General features: G+C 58.1%; 17 protein-coding genes. 6 read left to right on the forward strand and 11 right to left on the reverse strand.

The annotated features are described in order from the left end of the window. Positions 1 to 75: 75 nt before the first annotated feature. Positions 76 to 2664: a glycosyltransferase gene (locus tag BWR59_RS11950; RefSeq protein ID WP_081565839.1), complete on the reverse strand. Its 2589-nt coding sequence runs from the start codon at positions 2662 to 2664 to the stop codon at positions 76 to 78. A gap of 293 nt (positions 2665 to 2957) precedes the next feature. Between BWR59_RS11950 and tcdA the strand changes: the two genes are divergently transcribed. Continuing rightward, entirely contained in the window at positions 2958 to 3782 is an 825-nt protein-coding gene (gene tcdA, locus BWR59_RS11955; protein ID WP_081566032.1) for a tRNA cyclic N6-threonylcarbamoyladenosine(37) synthase TcdA, read from the forward strand. A 90-nt stretch (positions 3783 to 3872) separates the two neighbouring features. Here tcdA and BWR59_RS11960 read toward each other — a convergent pair whose 3' ends face one another. The 4 genes from BWR59_RS11960 to BWR59_RS11975 all read right to left on the reverse strand — a co-directional run bounded on the left by BWR59_RS11960 (position 3873) and on the right by BWR59_RS11975 (position 6975). Then, positions 3873 to 4280 (reverse strand): SufE family protein, encoded by a 408-nt coding sequence (locus BWR59_RS11960; RefSeq protein ID WP_081565840.1) that lies wholly within the window; start codon positions 4278 to 4280, stop codon positions 3873 to 3875. Beyond that, positions 4277 to 5482 carry a cysteine desulfurase gene (locus BWR59_RS11965; protein ID WP_081565841.1) on the reverse strand — a complete coding sequence of 402 codons (1206 nt, stop codon included), beginning with the start codon at positions 5480 to 5482 and terminating at the stop codon, positions 4277 to 4279. The genes BWR59_RS11960 and BWR59_RS11965 overlap by 4 nt, the downstream gene beginning before the upstream one ends. A gap of 66 nt (positions 5483 to 5548) precedes the next feature. After that, positions 5549 to 6583 carry a 2,3,4,5-tetrahydropyridine-2,6-dicarboxylate N-succinyltransferase gene (gene dapD, locus BWR59_RS11970; protein WP_081565842.1) on the reverse strand — a complete coding sequence of 345 codons (1035 nt, stop codon included), beginning with the start codon at positions 6581 to 6583 and terminating at the stop codon, positions 5549 to 5551. Positions 6584 to 6618: 35 nt separating this feature from the next. Beyond that, positions 6619 to 6975, reverse strand: a complete 357-nt coding sequence (locus BWR59_RS11975) for an ArsC family reductase (protein ID WP_081565843.1) — start codon at positions 6973 to 6975, stop codon at positions 6619 to 6621. 232 nt (positions 6976 to 7207) lie between these two features. Here BWR59_RS11975 and BWR59_RS11980 point away from each other — a divergent pair, with 232 nt between their 5' ends. Beyond that, positions 7208 to 8854 (forward strand): Na+/H+ antiporter, encoded by a 1647-nt coding sequence (locus BWR59_RS11980; protein ID WP_081565844.1) that lies wholly within the window; start codon positions 7208 to 7210, stop codon positions 8852 to 8854. A gap of 14 nt (positions 8855 to 8868) precedes the next feature. Here BWR59_RS11980 and BWR59_RS11985 read toward each other — a convergent pair whose 3' ends face one another. From BWR59_RS11985 to map, 6 genes are all read right to left on the reverse strand, one after another. Next, entirely contained in the window at positions 8869 to 9636 is a 768-nt protein-coding gene (locus BWR59_RS11985) for a hypothetical protein (RefSeq protein ID WP_081565845.1), read from the reverse strand. A 186-nt stretch (positions 9637 to 9822) separates the two neighbouring features. Continuing rightward, a complete protein-coding gene (locus BWR59_RS11990; protein WP_230981996.1) occupies positions 9823 to 10677 on the reverse strand; it encodes a M12 family metallopeptidase in 855 nt (284 codons plus the stop codon). A 181-nt stretch (positions 10678 to 10858) separates the two neighbouring features. Further along, complete coding sequence (locus tag BWR59_RS11995) at positions 10859 to 11572, reverse strand: M12 family metallopeptidase (RefSeq protein WP_081565847.1); 714 nt, start codon at positions 11570 to 11572, stop codon at positions 10859 to 10861. A gap of 181 nt (positions 11573 to 11753) precedes the next feature. Further along, positions 11754 to 12950: a succinyldiaminopimelate transaminase gene (gene dapC / locus BWR59_RS12000; protein ID WP_081565848.1), complete on the reverse strand. Its 1197-nt coding sequence runs from the start codon at positions 12948 to 12950 to the stop codon at positions 11754 to 11756. An 82-nt stretch (positions 12951 to 13032) separates the two neighbouring features. Further along, positions 13033 to 15732, reverse strand: coding sequence for a [protein-PII] uridylyltransferase (locus BWR59_RS12005; RefSeq protein WP_081565849.1), 2700 nt, complete (start codon positions 15730 to 15732; stop codon positions 13033 to 13035). Between the two features lie 54 nt (positions 15733 to 15786). Then, positions 15787 to 16569: a type I methionyl aminopeptidase gene (gene map / locus BWR59_RS12010; RefSeq protein ID WP_081565850.1), complete on the reverse strand. Its 783-nt coding sequence runs from the start codon at positions 16567 to 16569 to the stop codon at positions 15787 to 15789. Between the two features lie 339 nt (positions 16570 to 16908). Between map and rpsB the strand changes: the two genes are divergently transcribed. The 4 genes from rpsB to frr all read left to right on the forward strand — a co-directional run bounded on the left by rpsB (position 16909) and on the right by frr (position 20197). Next, a complete protein-coding gene (rpsB, locus tag BWR59_RS12015; protein WP_081565851.1) occupies positions 16909 to 17649 on the forward strand; it encodes a 30S ribosomal protein S2 in 741 nt (246 codons plus the stop codon). Between the two features lie 187 nt (positions 17650 to 17836). Continuing rightward, positions 17837 to 18700, forward strand: a complete 864-nt coding sequence (gene tsf, locus BWR59_RS12020; RefSeq protein ID WP_081565852.1) for a translation elongation factor Ts — start codon at positions 17837 to 17839, stop codon at positions 18698 to 18700. A 199-nt stretch (positions 18701 to 18899) separates the two neighbouring features. Beyond that, positions 18900 to 19643: a UMP kinase gene (gene pyrH / locus BWR59_RS12025; RefSeq protein WP_081565853.1), complete on the forward strand. Its 744-nt coding sequence runs from the start codon at positions 18900 to 18902 to the stop codon at positions 19641 to 19643. After that, complete coding sequence (gene frr, locus BWR59_RS12030; RefSeq protein WP_081565854.1) at positions 19640 to 20197, forward strand: ribosome recycling factor; 558 nt, start codon at positions 19640 to 19642, stop codon at positions 20195 to 20197. Before pyrH ends, frr begins: the two co-directional genes overlap by 4 nt. Positions 20198 to 20207 lie beyond the last annotated feature (10 nt).

A 20207-nucleotide genomic window follows, 5' to 3' on the forward strand; every position in this document is an offset into this window, starting at 1 on the left:
CAAAAGGCGCACTGTTATCGCGAATGAATGAGTGACACCCTCACCGGCACGGCATGCCGGTGAGGGTGTGGCGGGTCAGGCGGTAGCTTCCTGTTCAGCCAGATTCGGCTTGGGCAGCGACGACAGAAACGCCATGATCAGCGCGGCCAGATACGGCAGCGACTGCACCAGCAGCATGGTCACCCAGAAGCGCATGTCATTGCTCGGCAAGCCTTGTACCAGGCAGATCCCCAGCGCGGCGCCCCACAACAGCAGCATGATGAACAGCTCTTCGCGAGCCTCGGAAATCGCCACCAGCAGGCCATGGCTGTCGGCGTTTTTAGGTGTGCGGAAGAACGGGATGCTGCTGGTGAAAAAACCGTACAGCACAGCTTTAGCGATGGTGTGCGACAGCGCCAGTCCCGCCAGTGCGGCATAGAACGCGTCCTTGAGGTTCACGCCTACAGCGCGGCGGTAAAGGAAGATGATCTTGCCCACTTTGAAGAAGAACAGCGCAAGCGGCGGGATCGCGAAGATCAGCAGCGGCGGATCGACCCGGTTGGGCACGATGATCATCGCCGACGACCAGAGCAAGGCGCCGAAGGTGAAGAAGATGTTCATGCCGTCGGCCACCCACGGCAACCAGCCCGCGAGGAAGTGGTAACGCTGGCCGCGGGTCAGTTCGGTGTCCTTGCCGCGCAACAGGCTGGCGGCATGCCGCTTGATAATTTGAATCGCACCATAGGCCCAGCGGAAACGCTGCTTTTTGAAGTCGATGAACGTATCGGGCATCAAGCCCTTGCCGAAGCTGTTATGGGCGTAGGCGGCGGAATAGCCTTTCTCGAACACCCGCAGACCCAGCTCGGCGTCCTCACAGATGCACCAGTCGGCCCAGCCGAGTTCCTCCAGAACCGAGCGGCGGGTCATGGTCATGGTGCCGTGCTGAATGATCGCGTCGCGGTCGTTGCGGGTGACCATACCGATGTGGAAGAAGCCTTTGTATTCGGAGTAGCAGAGCTTCTTGAACGCGCTTTCCTGTTGGTCGCGATAGTCCTGCGGCGATTGCACCACTGCGATTTTCGGGTCGGCGAAGTGCGGGACCATGTGCTTGAGCCAGTTGCGGTCTACGCAGTAATCCGAGTCGATCACCGCAATGACCTCGGCGTCCGGCGCAGTGTGCGGAATCAGATAATTCAGCGCGCCACCCTTGAAGCCCGCCAATGGCGCGACGTGGAAGAACTTGAAGCGTTCGCCGAGCGTTTCACAGTGGGCCTTGACCGGTTCCCACACGGCCGGGTCCTTGGTGTTGTTGTCGATCAGCAACACTTCGAAGTCCGGGTAATCCAGTGCGGCCAGCGCGTTGAGGGTCTGTTTGACCATCTCCGGTGGCTCGTTGTAGCAGGGCACATGCACCGAGACTTTCGGTCGGTAGGCAGTGTCTGCTTCAACCGGCAGGAATTCACGACGCCGCTTGTGAGTCCAGACCGCTTCGGCGAGTTCATGGGCCTCAGTCAGCAGTACGATAAATACCCCGAAGGCACCCAATGCCAGCAAAAATCCTACGAGCAGGCTGAACCAGGTGCTGTATTGCTGGCTGTAGTCGTAGCCGATCCACACCAGCACCGAACCGCAAAGAAACGCGATGAAGGTCAGAAAGGTACGCCCACGTTGACGCAGGGCCGAGCCGTCGATCAGCAGCAGGGCAAGGGCGAGCATCGCCAATACCGCAGAGCCAATGGCCAGCACGCGCCATTGCGGAATCGCGACAACGGGCCCTTCGAAATTGAATTTCTGCTGCCGGGCGGCGTTGAACACGCCCCAATACGCGCCCACTGAGCCTTCGTCACTGGCCTTCCACGGCTGGTCGAAGGCCTCGATCACAAAATAGTTGAAGCCCTGGCGATTAAGCTTGTTGACCAGCGTGCGCAGGTAGATCGCCTGATCCGCCTGGGTCGCATCGGCACCACCGCGCATGTGGCCGTTGCTCGGCCAGCCTACCTCCGACAACAGCAGCGGCTTTTTCGGGAACATGCGTTTCAGTTCCCGCGCTCGGTCGAAGACGAACTGCCCGGCCTTGTCCATCGGGATGTGTTCCCAGTAGGGCAGGATGTGCGCGGCAATTAGGTCGACGTGTTTGCCCAGTTCGGGGTATTTCTCCCAAATGTGCCATTGCTCGGAAGTGGTCACCGGCACTTTCACCGCGGCGCGGACGCGATCAAGAATGGCGATCAAATCCTTGGGTTTGATCTCTTCACGAAACAGCGCCTCGTTACCCACTACGACGCGAACCACGCTGCGCGTTGTGTTTGCCAACTCGATGGCGGTGTTGATTTCCCGCTCGTTACGCTCAAGGTCCGGGCTGATCCAGATGCCGAGCGTGACGCGCAAGCCGAATTCCTCGGCCAGTTTGGGGATGTCTTTGAGGCTGCCATCCACCGAGTAGATGCGGATGTTGTCAGTTTCCTTGCTCATCAGCTCCAGGTCCTGACGCATTTCGTCGTCGGACGGGTACTGGTCCTTCTGTGGGTTTTGGCCCAGGCGGAAAGGGGAGTAGGAAAATCCAGAGATTTGTTCGGGCCAGTTGGGAGTGGTGACTGGACGGTTGATCAGCGCCCAGAAGCCGGTGAACAGCGCGGCAATTGCCACGACGACAACCAGGTTGAGTCCAAATTTACGCGATGGCATAGGTACTTCAGGTTCCAAGCGGGGAACGGGGAGAAGCTGACAGACGTCAGCCAGCACGAGCTTTGGCAACCTACAAAGATTGAAGTTCTATTCCGAAAAAAATGTAGTCCGTTTCGCCGTAATCCGTGAGCAAGGACCTCTGTAAGATTTTACCGTCGGCAAGCCGGAGTACTACGGGGCGTGCGCATGTGAACATCGGGTCGCCGGGATTTCTGACCAAACACCTGCAACCAACTGCTGTCCCAAACTCAGGCACGGCCTATAATGCGCGCCGGTTTTTTGGGGTAATGGTCATGAGCACAGAAGATCCGCGGTTTGCTGGCGTCGCCCGGCTGTATGGCATCGAAGGCCTGCAGCGGCTGCGCGCGGCCCATGTGGCGGTGGTCGGTATCGGCGGCGTGGGTTCTTGGGCGGCGGAGGCCATGGCCCGTTGCGGCGTGGGCGAAATTTCGCTGTTCGATCTGGACGACGTCTGCGTCAGCAACAGCAATCGTCAGTTGCATGCGCTGACCAGCACCGTCGGTCGCTCGAAGGTCGACGTCATGGCTGATCGTCTGCGGGAGATCAACCCGGATTGCGTGGTCCATGCCGTCGCCGATTTCGTCACCCGCGAAACCATGGCCGAATACATCATCCCTGACATCGACTGTGTGCTCGACTGCATCGACAGCGTAAACGCCAAAGCGGCGCTGATCGCCTGGTGCAAGCGCCGCAAAATCCAGATCATCACCACCGGCGGAGCGGGAGGGCAGATCGACCCGACGCTGATTCAGGTCTGTGATCTCAACCGTACATACAACGACCCGCTGGCCTCAAAAGTACGTTCGACCTTGCGCCGCGATTACGGATTCTCCCGCACCGTTACCCGTCACTACAGCGTGCCGTGTGTGTTCTCCACCGAGCAACTGCGCTACCCGAAACCGGACGGAAGCATCTGCCTGCAGAAAAGCTTCGTGGGTGATGGCGTGAAACTCGACTGTGCCGGCGGGTTTGGCGCGGTGATGATGGTGACTGCGACATTCGGCATGGTCGCTGCCACCAAGGCGGTGGACAAGATCGTTGCCGGCATGCGTCGCCCTTCGGACAAGGCCAAGGCCAAAGAGCCCGTGCAACCCTGATTCGGTGTTGCTGACTCTGTATCAGTCCAGCTTGCCGGCGAGGATTATTCAGGATTCCTGCCGCCGGTCAGCAAGACTGCTACATGGAATTCAGCTGTCTGCCATACCGCGCATCTTCTGCAGCACGGCATTCAGCCCGTTGCTGCGCGAAGGCGAGAGCTGGCGACTCAATCCCAGTTGATTGAACCAATCCGGCAGGTCGACCTGTTGTAGCTCCTGGGTCGACAAACCGTTGACCCGTGCCAGCAGCAGCGCCACCAGGCCACGAATCAAGCGAGCATCACTGGCCGCTCGAAACTGCCAGCGCCCTTCCTCCAGATTGCCCAGCAACCAGACCTTGCTTTCGCAGCCGTCCACCAAATGTTCGTCGACCTTTTCGTCGTCGGCCACCGATGGCAGGCGCTCGCCCCACTGCATCAGCAGGCGGGCCCGTTGTTCCCAGCCAAGCGAGGCATCGAACGTGTCCAAGGCGGTTTGTGCGTCGCTTGGCAGGCTCATCGCAGCAACTCCAATGCCTGATCCAGCGCGTTGAAAAAACGCTGCAAATCCTCGGAATCGTTGTAGAGGCCTAGCGATACGCGAATGGCGCCAGACAAGCCCAGGCTGCTGATCAGTGGAATCGCACAGTGATGGCCTGCGCGAACGGCGATCCCCTGTTCGGTCAGCAGGTGCGCAAGGTCCGCGTTATGCACGCCCTCGACGACGAAACTCGCCAGGGCTACCTGCGGCCTGCCGACCAGTTGCACGCCTTCGCGCAGCATCAGCCCGGCACACAGCAATTCGTGCAAGCGGGCTTCGTGTTCAGCAGCCGCGACCTGATTGACATCGTTCAGGTAGTCGAGCGTCGCGCCCAGGCCGATCACCCCTGAAACTGGCGGCGTACCGGCTTCGAAACCCAAGGGGGCCGGGCGAAACGTTGCCTCGTGATAGCCAGCCTGAAGCACCATCTCGCCGCCGAACTGCCAATGCCGCAGTTGTGCGAGCGCCTGATGGCGGCCGAACACCACGCCGACGCCATCGGGGCCGTACAGCTTGTGGCTGGAGAACACGTAAAAGTCACAACCCAGCGCCTGCACGTCGTGACGGCCGTGGACCACACCCTGGGCGCCATCAATGACGGTCAATGCGCCCTGAGCTTTTGCCAGCGCGACCAGTTGACCCACCGGCTGCCAGGTGCCGAGTACGTTGGACAGCTGGCTGACCGCTAGTAGGCGCGTGCGGGCGGTGATCAAGTGGGCCGCGGCGTCAACGTCGATAACGCCGTCCGGGGTCAGCGCAAGTACAACCAGTTTGAGGTAGCGACGGGCTGCCAGTTGCTGCCATGGCAACAGATTGGCGTGATGTTCCAGTGCGCTGATGACAATCTCGTCGCCCGGCTGGAACAGATGTTCAAGCCCGTACGCCAACAGGTTGAACGCCGAAGTCGCGCCGTGTGTGAACACGACCTGTCCGCAAGAGTCCGCGTGGAGCCATTCGGCCACTTTATGGCGGGTGTCTTCGAATGCCTGCGTGGCCATGGCGCCGGGCAGGTGCTGGGCACGATGCACATTGGCGGCGCCATTGGCGTAGTAATGCGCCAGAGCGTCGATCAGGGCTTGAGGTTTTTGTGCGGTGGCGGCGCTGTCCAGATAGATCTGGCCTTGCCGTTCAAGGGCGTCGAGGGCAGGGAAGTCAGCGCGCCAGGGAGAAATGAGGGACATACGTCAGGGCTCTGTGAAGAGGGTTCGAGCCCCATGAGAGGGGCCCGAATCCTTACGCGGCATCGATCAATTGTGAGCGTGCAGCGCTTCGTTCAGCTCGATGGCCGACTTGTGGGATTTGCACTCCACTGCGCCGGTCTGCGAGTTGCGACGGAACAGCAGGTCTGGCTGGCCCGCCAGATCGCGGGCCTTGAGGACCTTGACCAGTTCGTTCTTGTCATCCAGCAGTGCGACCTTGGTGCCTGCGGTGATGTACAGGCCGGCTTCGACAGTATTGCGGTCGCCCAGCGGAAAGCCGATACCGGCGTTCGCGCCGATCAGGCAGCCTTCGCCGACGCTGATCACGATGTTGCCGCCGCCCGACAGGGTGCCCATGGTCGAGCAGCCGCCGCCCAGGTCAGAACCCTTGCCGACGAATACGCCCGCCGATACACGGCCTTCGATCATGCCCGGGCCTTCGGTGCCGCCGTTGAAGTTGACGAAACCTTCGTGCATCACGGTGGTGCCTTCGCCGATGTAAGCGCCCAGACGTACGCGAGAGGTATCGGCAATACGCACGCCAGCCGGTACCACGTAGTCGGTCATTTTCGGGAATTTGTCGACCGAGAAGACTTCCAGCAGCTCGCCTTTGAGGCGCGCTTCCAGTTGACGCTGGGCCAGTTCGCCCAGGTCGATCGCGCCCTGGCTGGTCCACGCCACGTTCGGCAGCAGCGGGAACACACCCGCCAGGCTCAGGCCGTGCGGCTTGACCAGACGATGGGACAGCAGGTGCAGCTTGAGGTAGGCCTCAGGCGTAGAGGTCAATGCAGCGTCTTCGGCCAACACAGTGGCGACCAGAGGCTTGTGGCTCTCGGCCAGACGGGTCAGCAGGGCGGCTTGTGCAGCGTCGACCGACTTCAACGCTTCTGCCAGTTTCGAGGCCAGATCGGTATTGAAGGCGATGGCCTGATTGCCCTCGGTATAACCCAGGATCGGCGCGACGGCGGCGACGATTTCAGCGCAGGGGTTGAGCAATGGCAGGGCGTAGAAAACTTCCAGCCAGGTGCCTTGACGGTTTTGAGTGCCGACGCCGAAGGCCAGGCTGAACAGGGAAGTGGACATGCTAATACCTCTTTAACTTTAAATGGCTATCTCAATCAGGCGATAGCCGCTGCGTACAGTTCGGGTTTGAAGCCAATCAGGGTTTTGCCGCCAAGATCCAGCACGGGGCGCTTGATCATCGACGGTTGGGCGAGCATCAGTTCGATTGCCTTGTCCTGGTCGAGGTCGGCTTTCTGCGCCTCGTCCAGCTTGCGAAAGGTCGTGCCGGCGCGATTCAACACTGTCTGCCAGCCGTGCTCGTTGCACCACTGGGTCAGGTGTTCGCGGTCGATGCCCTGGGTTTTATAGTCGTGGAAATCGTAGCTCGCCGGTTTTTCATCGAGCCAGGTGCGAGCCTTTTTCATGGTGTCGCACGCCTTGATCCCGTACAGGTGCAACTTTTTATCTGCCATGAGCTTGCCCCCTTTTGGAGATGCTTGGAAAAACGGTGACGGATTATGCCACGTACAAACTGCTAGGGCGCGGCCTGCCGATGCTTTGTCAGTCTTTGCAGGTGTTTCGCGTCGGGTAAGACCTATGTATTACCACGAGGCGATAGCTTAAACCGCTAATATGGCACTTCGACGCTGCGCCCGGGTCTGCTCCAGGTGTCAGTCACACGTCGCTCGCTCGGGGAAATACGCAATGCAGACAGCCTATACCGTCCTTATCTTGTTGACGCTGGTAGGTGTCTCGCGTTTGCTGGCCCGGCTGATCCCGTTACCGCTGCCCCTGGTACAGATCGCCGCTGGCGCCTTGCTCGCATGGCCAACTCTGGGGCTTCATGTGGCGCTGGACCCCGAGCTGTTTCTCTTCCTGTTTTTGCCTCCTTTGCTGTTCTCCGATGGCTGGCGCATGCCCAAGCGCGACCTCTGGCGTTATCGCGGGCCGATCCTGACCATGGCAGTGGGGCTGGTGATCTTCACGGTCATCGGCGCGGGTTATTTCATCCACTGGTTGCTGCCCTCCATCCCTTTGCCCGTAGCCTTCGCCCTCGCGGCAGTTCTTTCTCCTACGGACGCCGTGGCGGTTTCAGCTATCGCGCAAGACCGCCTGCCTGCGCCGATCATGCGCATGCTTCAGGGCGAAGCTTTGATGAACGACGCTTCCGGTCTGGTGACCTTCAAATTTGCCCTGGCGGCTGCGATTACCGGTGTGTTCTCGCTGACGGACGCCAGCCTGACGTTTGTTCTGGTCGCTTGTGGTGGCTTGGCTGTGGGCGTTGTCCTGAGCTGGTTGGTAGGCCGCTTTCGCAGCTGGATGATCACTCGCGGCTGGGACGACCCGGCGACGCATGTGGTGTTCATGCTGCTCCTGCCGTTTGCGGCCTACGTTCTGGCGGAACGGCTGGAAGTTTCGGGCATTCTTTCGGCGGTGGCGGCGGGGATGATGCAGAGTTGGGTGGATCTGCTGCCGCGCCAGACCAGTACTCGATTGCTCAATCGAAGTGTCTGGACGCTGCTGGAATTCGCCTTCAACGGGCTGATCTTTCTCCTGCTGGGTTTGCAACTCCCCGACATCATTACCGCTGTCACTCATCATGAAGTGACGCTTTGGCCGACCTTGCTCTGGCGTTGCCTCGATGTGCTGGCAATTTTCGTCGTGTTGGCGGTGCTGCGTTATGTCTGGGTGCGCAGCGTCTGGCGTTTGATGGTGCAGGTGCGACGCTGGCGCGGTCGGGGTGATGGCTCGCTTGAGTTGTCGGCGCGTTCCTCGCTGCTGCTGACCGTAGGGGGCGTGCGCGGAGCGGTCACGCTGGCAGGTACCTTGTCGGTGCCGATGTTGATTGCCGCAGGGGTCGAATTTCCCGAGCGTGATCTGCTGATCTTCATTGCTGCCGGTGTGATTTTGCTGTCGCTGGTGTCGGCGAGCGTCTGCCTGCCGCTGTTGTTGCGCGGGCTGGTCAGCGAGCCAGACCTGCGCCTGAAACGCGAAGTCCGGGATGCCTGGAAACGTACGGCTCAGGCAGCGATTCAGACGCTGGAGAACGAGCAAATACCAGGCGCTACAGGCGAAGCCGATGCAGCCCAGGCAGTCCTCGCCACCGAAGTGAAGTCGCGGATCATGTCCGAGTACCGCCACCGCCTGGAGATCTTCAACGATACCGCCGAAGCCCAGGCGCTGGCGTTTCAGATGGATCAACTGGAGAAGCGCATGCGCATCAACGCCCTTCGTGCCCAGCGGCTTGAGCTGTACAGCCTACATCGTCACCGCCTGATCGGCGATGACGTGCTGAGAATCGTGTTGGCAGAGCTGGATCTCAACGAGGCCAATCTGGGCGTGGTGAAGTAAGAGCGTTCAGTGCTTCAGCTTCGAGATGGGCTCGGCAGTACGTTTGGGTATAGCAGGCGGATCATTTCTTTATCCCCTTCGCTTATTTCCGTATTTTTGCCGATCTTCCAGTCGCCAATTGTCAGTTCGTTCGGAAAATCGTAATGCATGACGGACTCTCTGTCATAACGGTTTCCCGCGTATCCCTCATAAGGCATTTTAGCCAGCACGGACTCATATATCATTTCTTCGATATATTGATCGATTTCTTCTTCGGTAAGATTGTCTTTTCTAAGTTCGTCGCGAAAGCCTGCAAATTTCGGCCTGTAGTGATCGTAGACCTTTGGCTCGTCCCATGGGATGTTAGCTAGGGGGTGTTGGTGCTCATGCTCCAGACCTAGAGCGTGACCAAACTCATGTCTGACAGCTCGCAGAAAGTCTTCGTGTTCAAGTGCAACTCCAATGTTCAGCGTCGCGTTGGTGGGCTCAATCTCTAAAGCATCCGTTCCTAGGGCAGACCAGCCCTTTCCTAGGTTGTCGATTACTGTGCTTATTCGGATATGTCCTGGGTCGTTCGCGAAATCGACGATGACAAGCCGCAAATTGATGTAGGGCTGCCAATCCATAATCCCGTCAATGATTCCCTGCTTGAGTTGTGGATCGATGTCCTCCTCAATGAAAGCGATTTTCAAAGTCTGACCTTGCCTCCAGAGAGCCGAGGTATCCACCAGGCTGCGCTTTTTGCGCGTCGGGTCATTCGACCGCTTTTTTCCAAGTCCGATATTGCAGAAGAAATCGTCCATGATTGTTTTCCTGTCTGTGAACCGGGCAAGGAATATGCCCTATGAGGCTTCATGCTAAGTGGGGCGCTTCGATCATGTGCACTAGATATCTACTGCACTCGCATGGTGACGTTGTGCAATGTGAAGGTCATAGCTTTCCGGGAATGACCTGGCTGCGCAAGAAAACCGGGCGGCGCAGTTGCTCGATCAACCAAACGGCTTGCGCGAGTTCGGACGGTCGCCATAGATCGTGCCCATGAACTCCTTGTCCTTGGTGCTAAGAGTTTTCCCTGTGTTGTCTATCTTGAAGTCGCCGACAGTGAGCTTCTGAGGCACGTTGTAGTGCATGACCGAGTCCGGGTCGTACTCGGAATATGAGTAATCCGCAGCCTCATAACGGTTGAGAATGTTCTGGCGCACAAACGCCTCGCTTTGGCCGCCTGCCGCATACTCCTTGATTACCTTCTGTTCGTTCCACGGAATGTTCGCATGCGGATGTTGGTGCTCGTGCTCAGCGCCAAGGGCATGACCAAACTCATGCAGCACGATGCGTTCGAAGTCGGGTGCCAGGAAGTCGCGTAGATTGAATGATGCGAGGGATCGTCCCTGCTGCTTGACCAGCTTCTGGGTGTCGATCAGGCGAGTGAGGTCAAAGCCCATGGTCGGCAGGTTCTGGTGGTTGTAGGCCAGCAGAATGTCTGTGCCCACCGCGCTCCAGTGGAATGTCTGGTTGAGGGTGATGCGAATCTCGGCATCACCGCTAGTGACCAGTTCGAACTTCAGGTTGGCATGGGCGAGCCAGCCACAGGCGGTGTCAAAGAAGATCTGCTGTAGATAGGGGGGAGTCGGGGTGATGAAACGTATCCTCAGCCTTCGTCCGCGGGCCCAGTATTTGGTGAACGAGGTGACGATGCGCGGAGCGCGGTCGGACGGCTCTTGATGCTCAGTCAAATAGCTGGGCGTTATCGCTGCGTTGGCGGGATTTTCCTTGATAGCTGCGTCGAATGCTGCTTGCAGGTCAGGGTGATGGCTGGCGTTGCAGGAGTGAAGCGAGGTTTTCACAGTCGATATCCTTTTCGTGTGAGCGCCCCATGAAATCATGGGGTGCCTTTAAGCCACGAAGGTTATCTGGACCGTTTGTGAGAGAAGCGGTAATTAAATATTGCTCGTTCCGCTAAGGGCAGTTTATTCCGCGACGGGATTCAGGCTGATTGGCGCTTTGTGGGTTGGCGTGATGAGTCCCTCATTCCCGAGGGTACGCCCTGCGCATGAATTCCTTGTCCTTATCGCTCAACGTAAGATTGTCGCCTACTGCCCAGTCGCCGATCGTCAGCGCGTTGTCGACGGGGTAATGCATGATTGAGTGGCGGTCGTAAGGCAGCATGAGTACGGCGTCGGCTGAAACCCTGCGTAGCACGCTTTCGTCGATAACGTCTTTGGAATGCCCCTTGGCTGTGTAGTATTCGTAGACCTTGGGCAGGTCCCACGGTATGTCTGCTTCAGGGTGCTGATGCTCGTGCTCGGCGCCCAAGGCGTGACCGAACTCGTGGAGTACCGTGCTGACGAATTTCGGATCGGACGGCTTGATGCCCAGGACCATGGTGGCATCCCATGGGTCGTTTTGTTTGGCATCGGTTCCGAATACAGAGTAGTTCTGGCTGAAGTTTGTCAGGATTCGTATGTCTCCTTTGAGATAGCCAGGGTGGCCTTCTCTTCCATCCACAAACTCAAACCGCAGATTCACATACGGCTGCCATTGATTGATTGCCTCGACAATCTTTTCTTTATGCTGTTGCTCCAATTCGTCAATGAAGGCGATGAGCAGGGTGGTTGCGTTCGGCCAGAACTTTGGGGGATAGCCGACAGAGCGTTTGGTTCGAGTAGTCGTTGCTGACGGGCTGATACCTGCGGCTTTGGCGGCGAGTCGCAGTGAGTTTCGTGTCAATAGACTGTCCATGTCCGAGCTTCCTTGCCACTAAGGGCTAAAAATTTGAAGACCTCTGAGGGTCGGTTTGCAGTTTCCCGGTTCTGGTGAGGACGATGTGTGTAAATAATTATTCGAGCTGAGCGATCTTCAATAAAAAAGGCCGCCTGAACTTCCAGGCAGCCTTTCGGGTGCAGCAAACAGACCGAAACGGTCAATGGTGTTTCACGAAATCCCTGATCCGCTCTGCGGCCTCGATGCACTCAGCCAATGGCGCGACCAGCGCCATGCGCACACGTCCTGCGCCAGGGTTGAAACCGTCTACGTCGCGGGACAGGTAGGAACCCGGTACGACCGTTACGTGCTCGGCCACGAACAGGTCGCGGCAGAACTGCGCATCGTCGCAACCGACGTTCGGCCACAGATAGAAACCGCCATCAGGGTGCTGTATGTCCATCACTGGAGAAAGAATGTCCAGCACAGCGTCGAATTTCTCACGGTACAGGTCACGGTTGGCGCGCACGTGTTCCTCGTCGTTCCAGGCCGCGATACTCGCCAGTTGAGTTTGAATCGGCATCGCGCAACCGTGGTAGGTGCGGTAGAGCAGGAATGCCTTGAGGATCTCGGCGTCGCCCGCGACGAAGCCCGAGCGCAGGCCCGGCAAATTGGAGCGCTTGGACAGGCTGTGGAAGACCACGCAGCGTTTGAAGTCTTTGCGGCCCAGTTCGGCGCAGGCGCTGAGCAGGCCTGGTGGCGGAGTGTCCTCGTCGAAGTACAGCTCGCTGTAGCACTCGTCGGCAGCGATGACGAAGTCGTGCTCGTCTGCCAGCGCGATGAGCTTCTTCAGGGTTTCGACCGGGATCAGCGCCCCGGTCGGGTTGCCCGGCGAGCACAGAAACAGAATCTGGCAACGCTTCCAGATGTCGGCAGGCACTGCATCGAAATCCGGATTGAAACCATGTTCTGCAAGGCACGGCAGGTAGTGCGGCTTGGCCCCGGCAAGGAATGCCGCGCCTTCGTAGATCTGATAGAACGGATTCGGGCTGATGACCAAGCCGTCGTCGCTGCGGTTGACCACCGTTTGGGTGAAAGCGAAAAGCGCCTCCCGGGTGCCATTGACCGGCAGCACGTGTTTGCTCGCATCCAGCCAGCCTTCAGGAACACTGAACCGACGCTCGCACCATTTGGCGATGGCTTCGCGCAGGGCAGGAATGCCCGCCGTGGTCGGGTAGACCGCCATCTGGTCGAGGTTGTCGGCCAGTGCTTTGGCGACGAACTCCGGAGACTTGTGCTTGGGCTCGCCGATGGAAAGGGCGATCGGGCGCTTGTCCGGGTTCGGCGTGACGCTGCCGAGCAGGGCTCGAAGTTTTTCGAACGGGTAGGGCTGAAGCTGTTGCAGGGCGTTGTTCATGGGCAATCGGTCTCAAGAAACGGGGGCGCCGTCCCTTGGGGCTGGCGCCTTGAATCGAATGTTCAGGTCGTTTGATCGGGTATCAGATGCTGATTCGCAGTTCGCTGCTCGGCTCCGGATTGACGCTGAGCTGCTGGACAATCGCGTCTCGCAAACGGCTACACAGCTGCGGATCCGACAGCGGCTGGTTGTTTTCGTCAGTGAGGAAAAACACGTCCTCTACGCGCTCGCCGAGGGTCGCGATCTTGGCGTTCTGCAATGACAGGTCGAACTCCAGGAAAATCTTGCCGACTCGCGCCAGCAGGCCGGGGCGGTCAGGAGCGCTCAGCTCCAGAACGGTCACCGGGCGCTGCGCATCGTTGGAAATTGTCACTACCGGCGCAAAGGCAAAGTGTTTCAGCTGACGTGGTACTCGACGCTTGATGATCGTCGGATAGTCGTCAGGGTTTCTCAGCGCCTCGGTCAGCCCATCGCGAATCGCTTTGATCCGTTCAGGGTTGTCGCCAATCGAGCCACCATCGTTGTCCAGCACGATATAGGTGTCGAGGGTGAACTGGCTGGTAGAGGTAATGACCCGGGCGTCATGAATGTTCAGGTTCAGTTGGTCCATTGCGGCAACCGTCACCGCAAAGAAATCGTGCTGGTCCGGTGCGTAGATGAAAATCTGCGTGCCGCCTTCGAACTCGCGTTGGGTGGTTTCCTTGATCAACACCAGCGGGCCGCCATCAGCCGGTTGCTGCAGGATCGCATCGCTGTGCCACGCCACGTCGCCTGCCGTGTGCCGCAGGAAATAGTCGTCGCCCAGTTGCGACCACAGCTGTTCGACGTCGTCCGGGTCGGTGCCGCTGCGCACCAGAATATCCAGGGCGGCGCTCTGCGTGCTGCGGATCTGTTCTTTGCGATCAACCGGGTTTTCCAACCCACGTTTCAGCGCGCGTTTGGTCTCGGTGTATAGCTGGCGCAACAGGCTCGCGCGCCAGGAGTTCCAGAGCGTGGGGTTGGTGGCATTGATGTCGGCGATGGTCAGCACATACAGGTAATCAAGATGTACTTCGTCGCCGACGAACTGGGCGAAATCGTGGATGACCTGCGGGTCGGACAGGTCCTTGCGCTGGGCTGTTGTGGACATCACCAGATGGTTCTGCACCAGCCAGACAATGAGTTGGGTATCCCACTGAGGGAGGTGGTGGCGTATACCGAAGGCTTCGGCATCGACTGCCCCCAGTTCCGAATGATCGCCGCCACGACCTTTGCCAATGTCGTGGTACAGGCCTGCCAGATAAATCAGCTCGGGCTTGGGTAGCTTGGCCATGAGCTTGCTGGCCAGCGGGAATTTTTCGGACACCTGCGTGTACTGCAGCTTACGTAGATGCTTGATCAGGTTCAGGGTGTGGGCATCGACCGTATAGATGTGGAACAGGTCATGTTGCATCTGCCCGACGATATGACCGAACTCCGGCAAGTACAGGCCAAGAATGCCGTAACGGTTCATCCGACGCAGGTTGCGGTGGATGCCGATTTCGCATTTGAACAGCTCGATGAACAGGCTGGTGTTACGAATATCGTTGCGGAAATCGTCGTTGATGAGGTGCCGGTGTTCACGCAGCAGCCGAATCGTATCTGCGCGCACTCCCTTGATTTCCGGATGCTGCGCCATCAGCACGAATATTTCGAGCATCGCGAAAGGCGTGCGTTTGAAGACGTTGGGGTTTGTGGCTTCGATGTAGCCGTCATGCAGCTGAAAGCGTGAGTTGATCGATTCGGTGACGGTGTTCTGGTCGTTGGAAAGAATCACTTCCTCGAAGTGCTGAATGATCAGGTCGCTCAACTGGGCGATGCTCATGACCACGCGATAGTACTTCTGCATGAAGCGTTCGATGGCCAGTTTCGCGTCACTGTCCTGATAGCCCAGCAGGCGTGCGATGCTGGTCTGATAATCGAATAACAGGCGGTCTTCGGAGCGGCCCGCCAGCATGTGCAGCGCATAGCGAACCTTCCACAGAAATTCCTGGGACGACGCGAGCAACGCGTTTTCGCTTTCCAGCAGGAAGCCCTGATCGGCGAGGGCGTGCAGATTCAGCGTGCCGTACTGGCGTCGTGCGACCCAGAGGATGGTCTGGATGTCTCGCAACCCGCCGGGGGAGCCTTTGACATTGGGTTCGAGGTTGTACTCGGTGTCGAAATACTTGTGGTGACGGGTTTTCTGCTCGGCACGTTTGGCGAGAAAAAACTCCTTGCTCGGCCACATCTGGCGAGTGCTGGTGACTTCCAGCATGCGCTGGCGCAGGTGTTCGGGGCCGGCGATGGTGCGGCTTTCCATGAGGTTGGTGATGACGGTCAGATCAGCACGTGCCTCGGTGGCGCACTCGTCGACCGAGCGAACGCTCTGCCCCACCTCAAGTCCGATGTCCCACAGCAGCGTCAGAAAACGCTCAATCGAATCGCGGAAAACTTCGTGGTCTGCACTGTCCAGCAAAATCAGCAGGTCGATGTCGGAATAGGGGTGCAGCTCGCCGCGGCCGTACCCGCCAACTGCCAGCAGGGCGATATCGGCGTCTTCGCTCCAGTCGAACTGCTCCCAGGCCTGTTGCAGGATATTATCGACGAACCAGGCGCGATCCTCGATCAGGCGACGGATCTCACGACCCGATTTGAAACGCTCGTCCAGCACCTCGCGAGCCTGACGAATGGCTTTCTTGAAGGCGGCGATGGGGCTCGCCTTCAGTGCCAGTTCGGCCTGAAACTGGCCACGATCAAACAAATCTGGGTCCACCTGGGGCATCGAACTGCTTTCCTTCTATCTATATCGGCCAGGTTGCGCCTGACGACCTGGTGATCAGGCCGAGGTGCGCGCGATGGTGTCGTCGCTACGCAGGGTGAAGATCTCGTAGCCGGTGGCGGTGACCAGGATGGTGTGTTCCCACTGCGCCGACAGCTTGCGGTCCTTGGTGATGGCGGTCCAGCCGTCGCCCAGCAGGCGAGTGTCAGCCTTGCCCTGATTGATCATCGGCTCAATGGTGAAGGTCATGCCTTCTTTGAGTTCCATGCCGTCGCCCGCCTTGCCGTAGTGCAAGACCTGCGGTTCTTCATGAAACACCTTGCCGATGCCATGGCCGCAGTATTCCTTGACCACCGAGAAACCGTTTTTCTCTGCGTGCTTCTGAATCACTTCGCCGATATCGCCCAGATGTGCGCCCGGCTTGACCAGCTCGATGCCTTTATACATGCACTCCTGGGTGATCTTCGACAGGCGCTCGGCCCACTCGGGTACTTTGCCGACGTGGAACATCTTGCTGGTATCGCCGTGGTAACCGTCCTTGATAACGGTCACGTCGATGTTCAGCACGTCGCCTTCCTTCAGCGGCTTCTCGTTCGGGATGCCGTGGCAGACCACGTGGTTGATCGAGGTGCAGATGGACTTCGGAAAGCCCTTGTAGTTCAGAGGGGCCGGAATGGCTTTCTGCTCGTTGACGATGTAGTCGTGGCAGATACGGTCAAGCTCATCGGTCGTCACGCCCGGCTTGACGTATGCCCCGATCATTTCAAGTACTTCTGCGGCCAGACGGCCGGCGATACGCATCTTTTCGATGTCTTCAGGGGTTTTGATGGTAACGGTCATACAAGGCTCTCTCGGCGCGGCAGGGCCGCAGCTAAACACGGAAAAACGCGATTCTATCAGACCGCCGCCGGGCGGGTTATCATCGCTTCCTTATATGGCAAGCTGGCAGGCTGCATCCCAAGGCGTGCCAGAACCGGCAAAAGCCTCGGAAAAACAGGATCTTATTTCGGGTTCCGTTATGCAGACTTTTGTGATATAAAATGCGCCGCTTTACGGGGTATGCCCCGAAAGCCCAAACCCACACACGTGTCGACACGATGACCTGGGTGCCCTCGGCTCAAGCCGTTGGTTGGTCATTGGGATACGTGGAGGCCTAACCCGACTTATCAAGGAACTATCATGTCCCAAGTCAACATGCGCGATATGCTGAAGGCCGGTGTGCACTTCGGTCACCAAACCCGTTACTGGAATCCGAAAATGGGTAAGTACATTTTCGGCGCGCGTAACAAGATTCACATCATCAACCTTGAAAAAACCCTGCCTATGTTCAACGAAGCTCTGACTTTCGTTGAGCGCCTGGCTCAGGGCAAGAACAAGATTCTGTTCGTCGGCACCAAGCGTTCCGCTGGCAAGATCGTTGCTGAAGAAGCAGCACGTTGCGGTTCGCCGTACGTCGATCACCGCTGGTTGGGCGGCATGCTGACCAACTTCAAAACCATCCGCGCTTCCATCAAGCGTCTGCGTGAGCTTGAAGTTCAGGCAGAAGACGGTACTTTCACCAAGCTGACCAAGAAAGAGGCGCTGATGCGCACTCGCGATCTGGAAAAGCTGGATCGTAGCCTGGGTGGTATCAAGGACATGGGCGGTCTGCCAGACGCACTGTTCGTTATCGACGTTGATCACGAGCGCATCGCGATCACCGAAGCCAACAAGCTGGGTATCCCGGTTATCGGCGTAGTCGATACCAACAGCAGCCCGGAAGGCGTTGACTACATCATCCCAGGTAACGATGACGCCATTCGCGCCATTCAGCTGTACATGGGTTCGATGGCTGACGCTGTTATCCGTGGTCGCAACAATGTTGCTGGCGGCACCGACGTTTACGTTGAAGAAGCTCCAGCGGCATCGGTTGAAGGCTGAGTAGCAAACGCCTAGCGTTTACTCAGTACGCAAAAAGGGGGCTTGGCCCCCTTTTTGCCACCTCGAAAACCATTTGGCGTTGCCATCGATCTTGTTGTCATGTGCAGCTGTCACCATGGATTTTCAAGAATTTGAACGCCCGCCCGGCGGGTGGAATGGTTGAAGACCTATCCAAGAGGATTTTGAAATGGCAGAGATTACTGCAGCGTTGGTCAAAGAACTGCGCGAGCGTACTGGCGAAGGCATGATGGACTGCAAAAAGGCCTTGACCAAGGCTGGCGGCGACATCGAAAAAGCCATCGACGATATGCGTGCCTCGGGCGCAATCAAGGCCGCCAAGAAAGCAGGCAACGTCGCCGCTGAAGGCGCCATCGCCATCAAGGACGACGGTAAAGCGGCTGTCATCATCGAAGTCAACTCGCAGACCGACTTCCTGGCTCTGCAGGACGACTTCAAGGCATTTGTTGCAGCCAGCGTCGAAAAAGCGTTCGCTGACAAGCTGACCGATGCCGCTCCGCTGATCGAAGCTCAGGAAGCTGCACGCCTGGTGCTGGTCGGCAAGGTTGGCGAGAACGTCAACATCCGTCGTCTGAAGCGCATCGAAGGTGACGTGCTGGGTTCGTACCTGCACGGCAACAAGATCGGCGTCGTTGTGGCTCTCAAGGGTGGAGACTCCGAGCTGGCCAAAGAAATCGCCATGCACGTAGCTGCAACCAACCCTGAGTTCCTGCACTCGTCCGAGATTTCGCCAGAAGCAATCGAACGCGAAAAAGGCGTTTTCCTGCAACTGAACGAAGACAAGATCAAAGGCAAGCCGGCCGAGATCGTCGAGAAAATGGTTGAAGGTCGTATCAGCAAATTCAAAGCTGAAGCGAGCCTGGTTGATCAGCCTTTCGTCAAGAACCCGGAAGTCAAAGTCGGTGATCTGGCGAAGAAAGCAGGCGCTGAAATCGTTTCGTTCACCTACTTCAAAGTAGGCGACGGCATCGAGAAGCCAGTCGACAACTTCGCTGAAGAAGTCGCTGCTCAAGTAGCTGCCAGCAAGCAATAAGACGGTCCTCCAACTGTCGACCCAAAGAGGCTGCCCGCTCACGCGCGCAGCCTCTTTGTCAAAGCGGCGGTTGGAATTTGTTTTTCCGGATGTGGCTCACAAGGCTGCAAATCCCGGAGCGAGTAGCCTAGAGTTAGCGCAGGCTGGAAACGGCTCGCAGCTCAGATGTTTTTTTTAAATGCCGCAGGAGAGATTCGCAATGGCTCAGCAGGGCAGTGGTTATCAAGCTCGCTATAAACGCATTCTACTCAAGCTTAGCGGCGAGGCCCTGATGGGGTCGGAAGAGTTCGGTATCGACCCCAAAGTGCTGGATCGCATGGCGCTTGAGGTGGGTCAGCTGGTTGGAATCGGCGTTCAGGTCGGTCTGGTCATCGGCGGTGGCAACCTGTTTCGTGGTGCAGCGTTGAGTGCCGCCGGCATGGATCGGGTGACGGGCGACCACATGGGCATGCTGGCCACTGTGATGAACGCCCTGGCCATGCGCGACGCGCTGGAGCGTGCCAATATCTCGGCCATCGTGATGTCGGCGATTTCCATGGTCGGGGTCACCGATCACTATGATCGTCGCAAGGCCATGCGTCACCTGAACGCCAAAGAGGTCGTTATCTTCGCGGCAGGTACCGGCAATCCGTTCTTCACCACGGACTCGGCAGCCTGTCTGCGTGCGATCGAGATCGACGCGGACGTCGTGCTGAAGGCAACCAAGGTCGATGGTGTGTACACTGCCGATCCATTCAAGGACCCGCATGCCGAGAAGTTCGATCATCTGACTTACGATGAAGTGCTGGATCGCAAGCTGGGAGTAATGGATCTGACGGCCATTTGCCTGTGCCGTGACCACAAGATGCCGCTGCGTGTCTTTAATATGAACAAGCCCGGCGCACTGCTGAACATCGTGCATGGCGGGGCTGAAGGAACCTTGATCGAGGAAGGTGCACAATGATCAATGAAATCAAGAAAGACGCTCAAGAGCGCATGCAGAAATCCATCGAATCCCTGAACCATGCGTTCGGTCAGATTCGTACCGGTAAGGCCCACCCCAGCATTCTGGGCAGCGTGATGGTGCCGTACTACGGCGCGGATACTTCCATCACCCAGGTAGCCAACATCACCGTTAAAGACTCGCGCACCCTGCAGGTCGTCGCGTTTGAGCGCAACATGCTTGGCGCGGTCGACAAGGCCATCCAGAGTGCGGGTCTGAATCTGAACCCGACCAACCTCGGCGAAATGCTGCTGATCTCCATGCCGGCGTTGACCGAAGAAACTCGCAAGGGCTTCACCAAGCAGGCGCGTAGCGCAGCTGAGGACGCTCGCGTTGCGGTGCGCAATATTCGCCGCGATGCACTGGGTGACCTCAAGAAGCTGGTCAAGGACAAAGAAATCAGCGAAGACGAAGAGCGTCGTGGCACCGCTGACATCGATAAGCTGACCAAGGAATTCGAGGCCCAGATCACCAAGGCCACGGAAGAAAAAGAAAAAGACCTGATGGCCGTATAAGGGGTCAGGA

Source organism: Pseudomonas sp. Bc-h, from assembly GCF_002080045.1.
Classification (GTDB): domain Bacteria; phylum Pseudomonadota; class Gammaproteobacteria; order Pseudomonadales; family Pseudomonadaceae; genus Aquipseudomonas.

Coding starts and splice junctions, on each gene's coding strand:
- BWR59_RS11985 (WP_081565845.1), bottom strand. CDS start 9,636: ATGGACGATTTCTTCTGCAATATCGGACTTGGAAAAAAGCGGTCGAAT.
- BWR59_RS11960 (WP_081565840.1), bottom strand. CDS start 4,280: ATGAGCCTGCCAAGCGACGCACAAACCGCCTTGGACACGTTCGATGCC.
- BWR59_RS11965 (WP_081565841.1), bottom strand. CDS start 5,482: ATGTCCCTCATTTCTCCCTGGCGCGCTGACTTCCCTGCCCTCGACGCC.
- dapD (WP_081565842.1), bottom strand. CDS start 6,583: ATGTCCACTTCCCTGTTCAGCCTGGCCTTCGGCGTCGGCACTCAAAAC.
- BWR59_RS11975 (WP_081565843.1), bottom strand. CDS start 6,975: ATGGCAGATAAAAAGTTGCACCTGTACGGGATCAAGGCGTGCGACACC.
- BWR59_RS11995 (WP_081565847.1), bottom strand. CDS start 11,572: ATGGACAGTCTATTGACACGAAACTCACTGCGACTCGCCGCCAAAGCC.
- rpsB (WP_081565851.1), top strand. CDS start 16,909: ATGTCCCAAGTCAACATGCGCGATATGCTGAAGGCCGGTGTGCACTTC.
- BWR59_RS11980 (WP_081565844.1), top strand. CDS start 7,208: ATGCAGACAGCCTATACCGTCCTTATCTTGTTGACGCTGGTAGGTGTC.
- frr (WP_081565854.1), top strand. CDS start 19,640: ATGATCAATGAAATCAAGAAAGACGCTCAAGAGCGCATGCAGAAATCC.
- BWR59_RS12005 (WP_081565849.1), bottom strand. CDS start 15,732: ATGCCCCAGGTGGACCCAGATTTGTTTGATCGTGGCCAGTTTCAGGCC.
- pyrH (WP_081565853.1), top strand. CDS start 18,900: ATGGCTCAGCAGGGCAGTGGTTATCAAGCTCGCTATAAACGCATTCTA.
- tsf (WP_081565852.1), top strand. CDS start 17,837: ATGGCAGAGATTACTGCAGCGTTGGTCAAAGAACTGCGCGAGCGTACT.
- dapC (WP_081565848.1), bottom strand. CDS start 12,950: ATGAACAACGCCCTGCAACAGCTTCAGCCCTACCCGTTCGAAAAACTT.
- tcdA (WP_081566032.1), top strand. CDS start 2,958: ATGAGCACAGAAGATCCGCGGTTTGCTGGCGTCGCCCGGCTGTATGGC.
- BWR59_RS11950 (WP_081565839.1), bottom strand. CDS start 2,664: ATGCCATCGCGTAAATTTGGACTCAACCTGGTTGTCGTCGTGGCAATT.
- map (WP_081565850.1), bottom strand. CDS start 16,569: ATGACCGTTACCATCAAAACCCCTGAAGACATCGAAAAGATGCGTATC.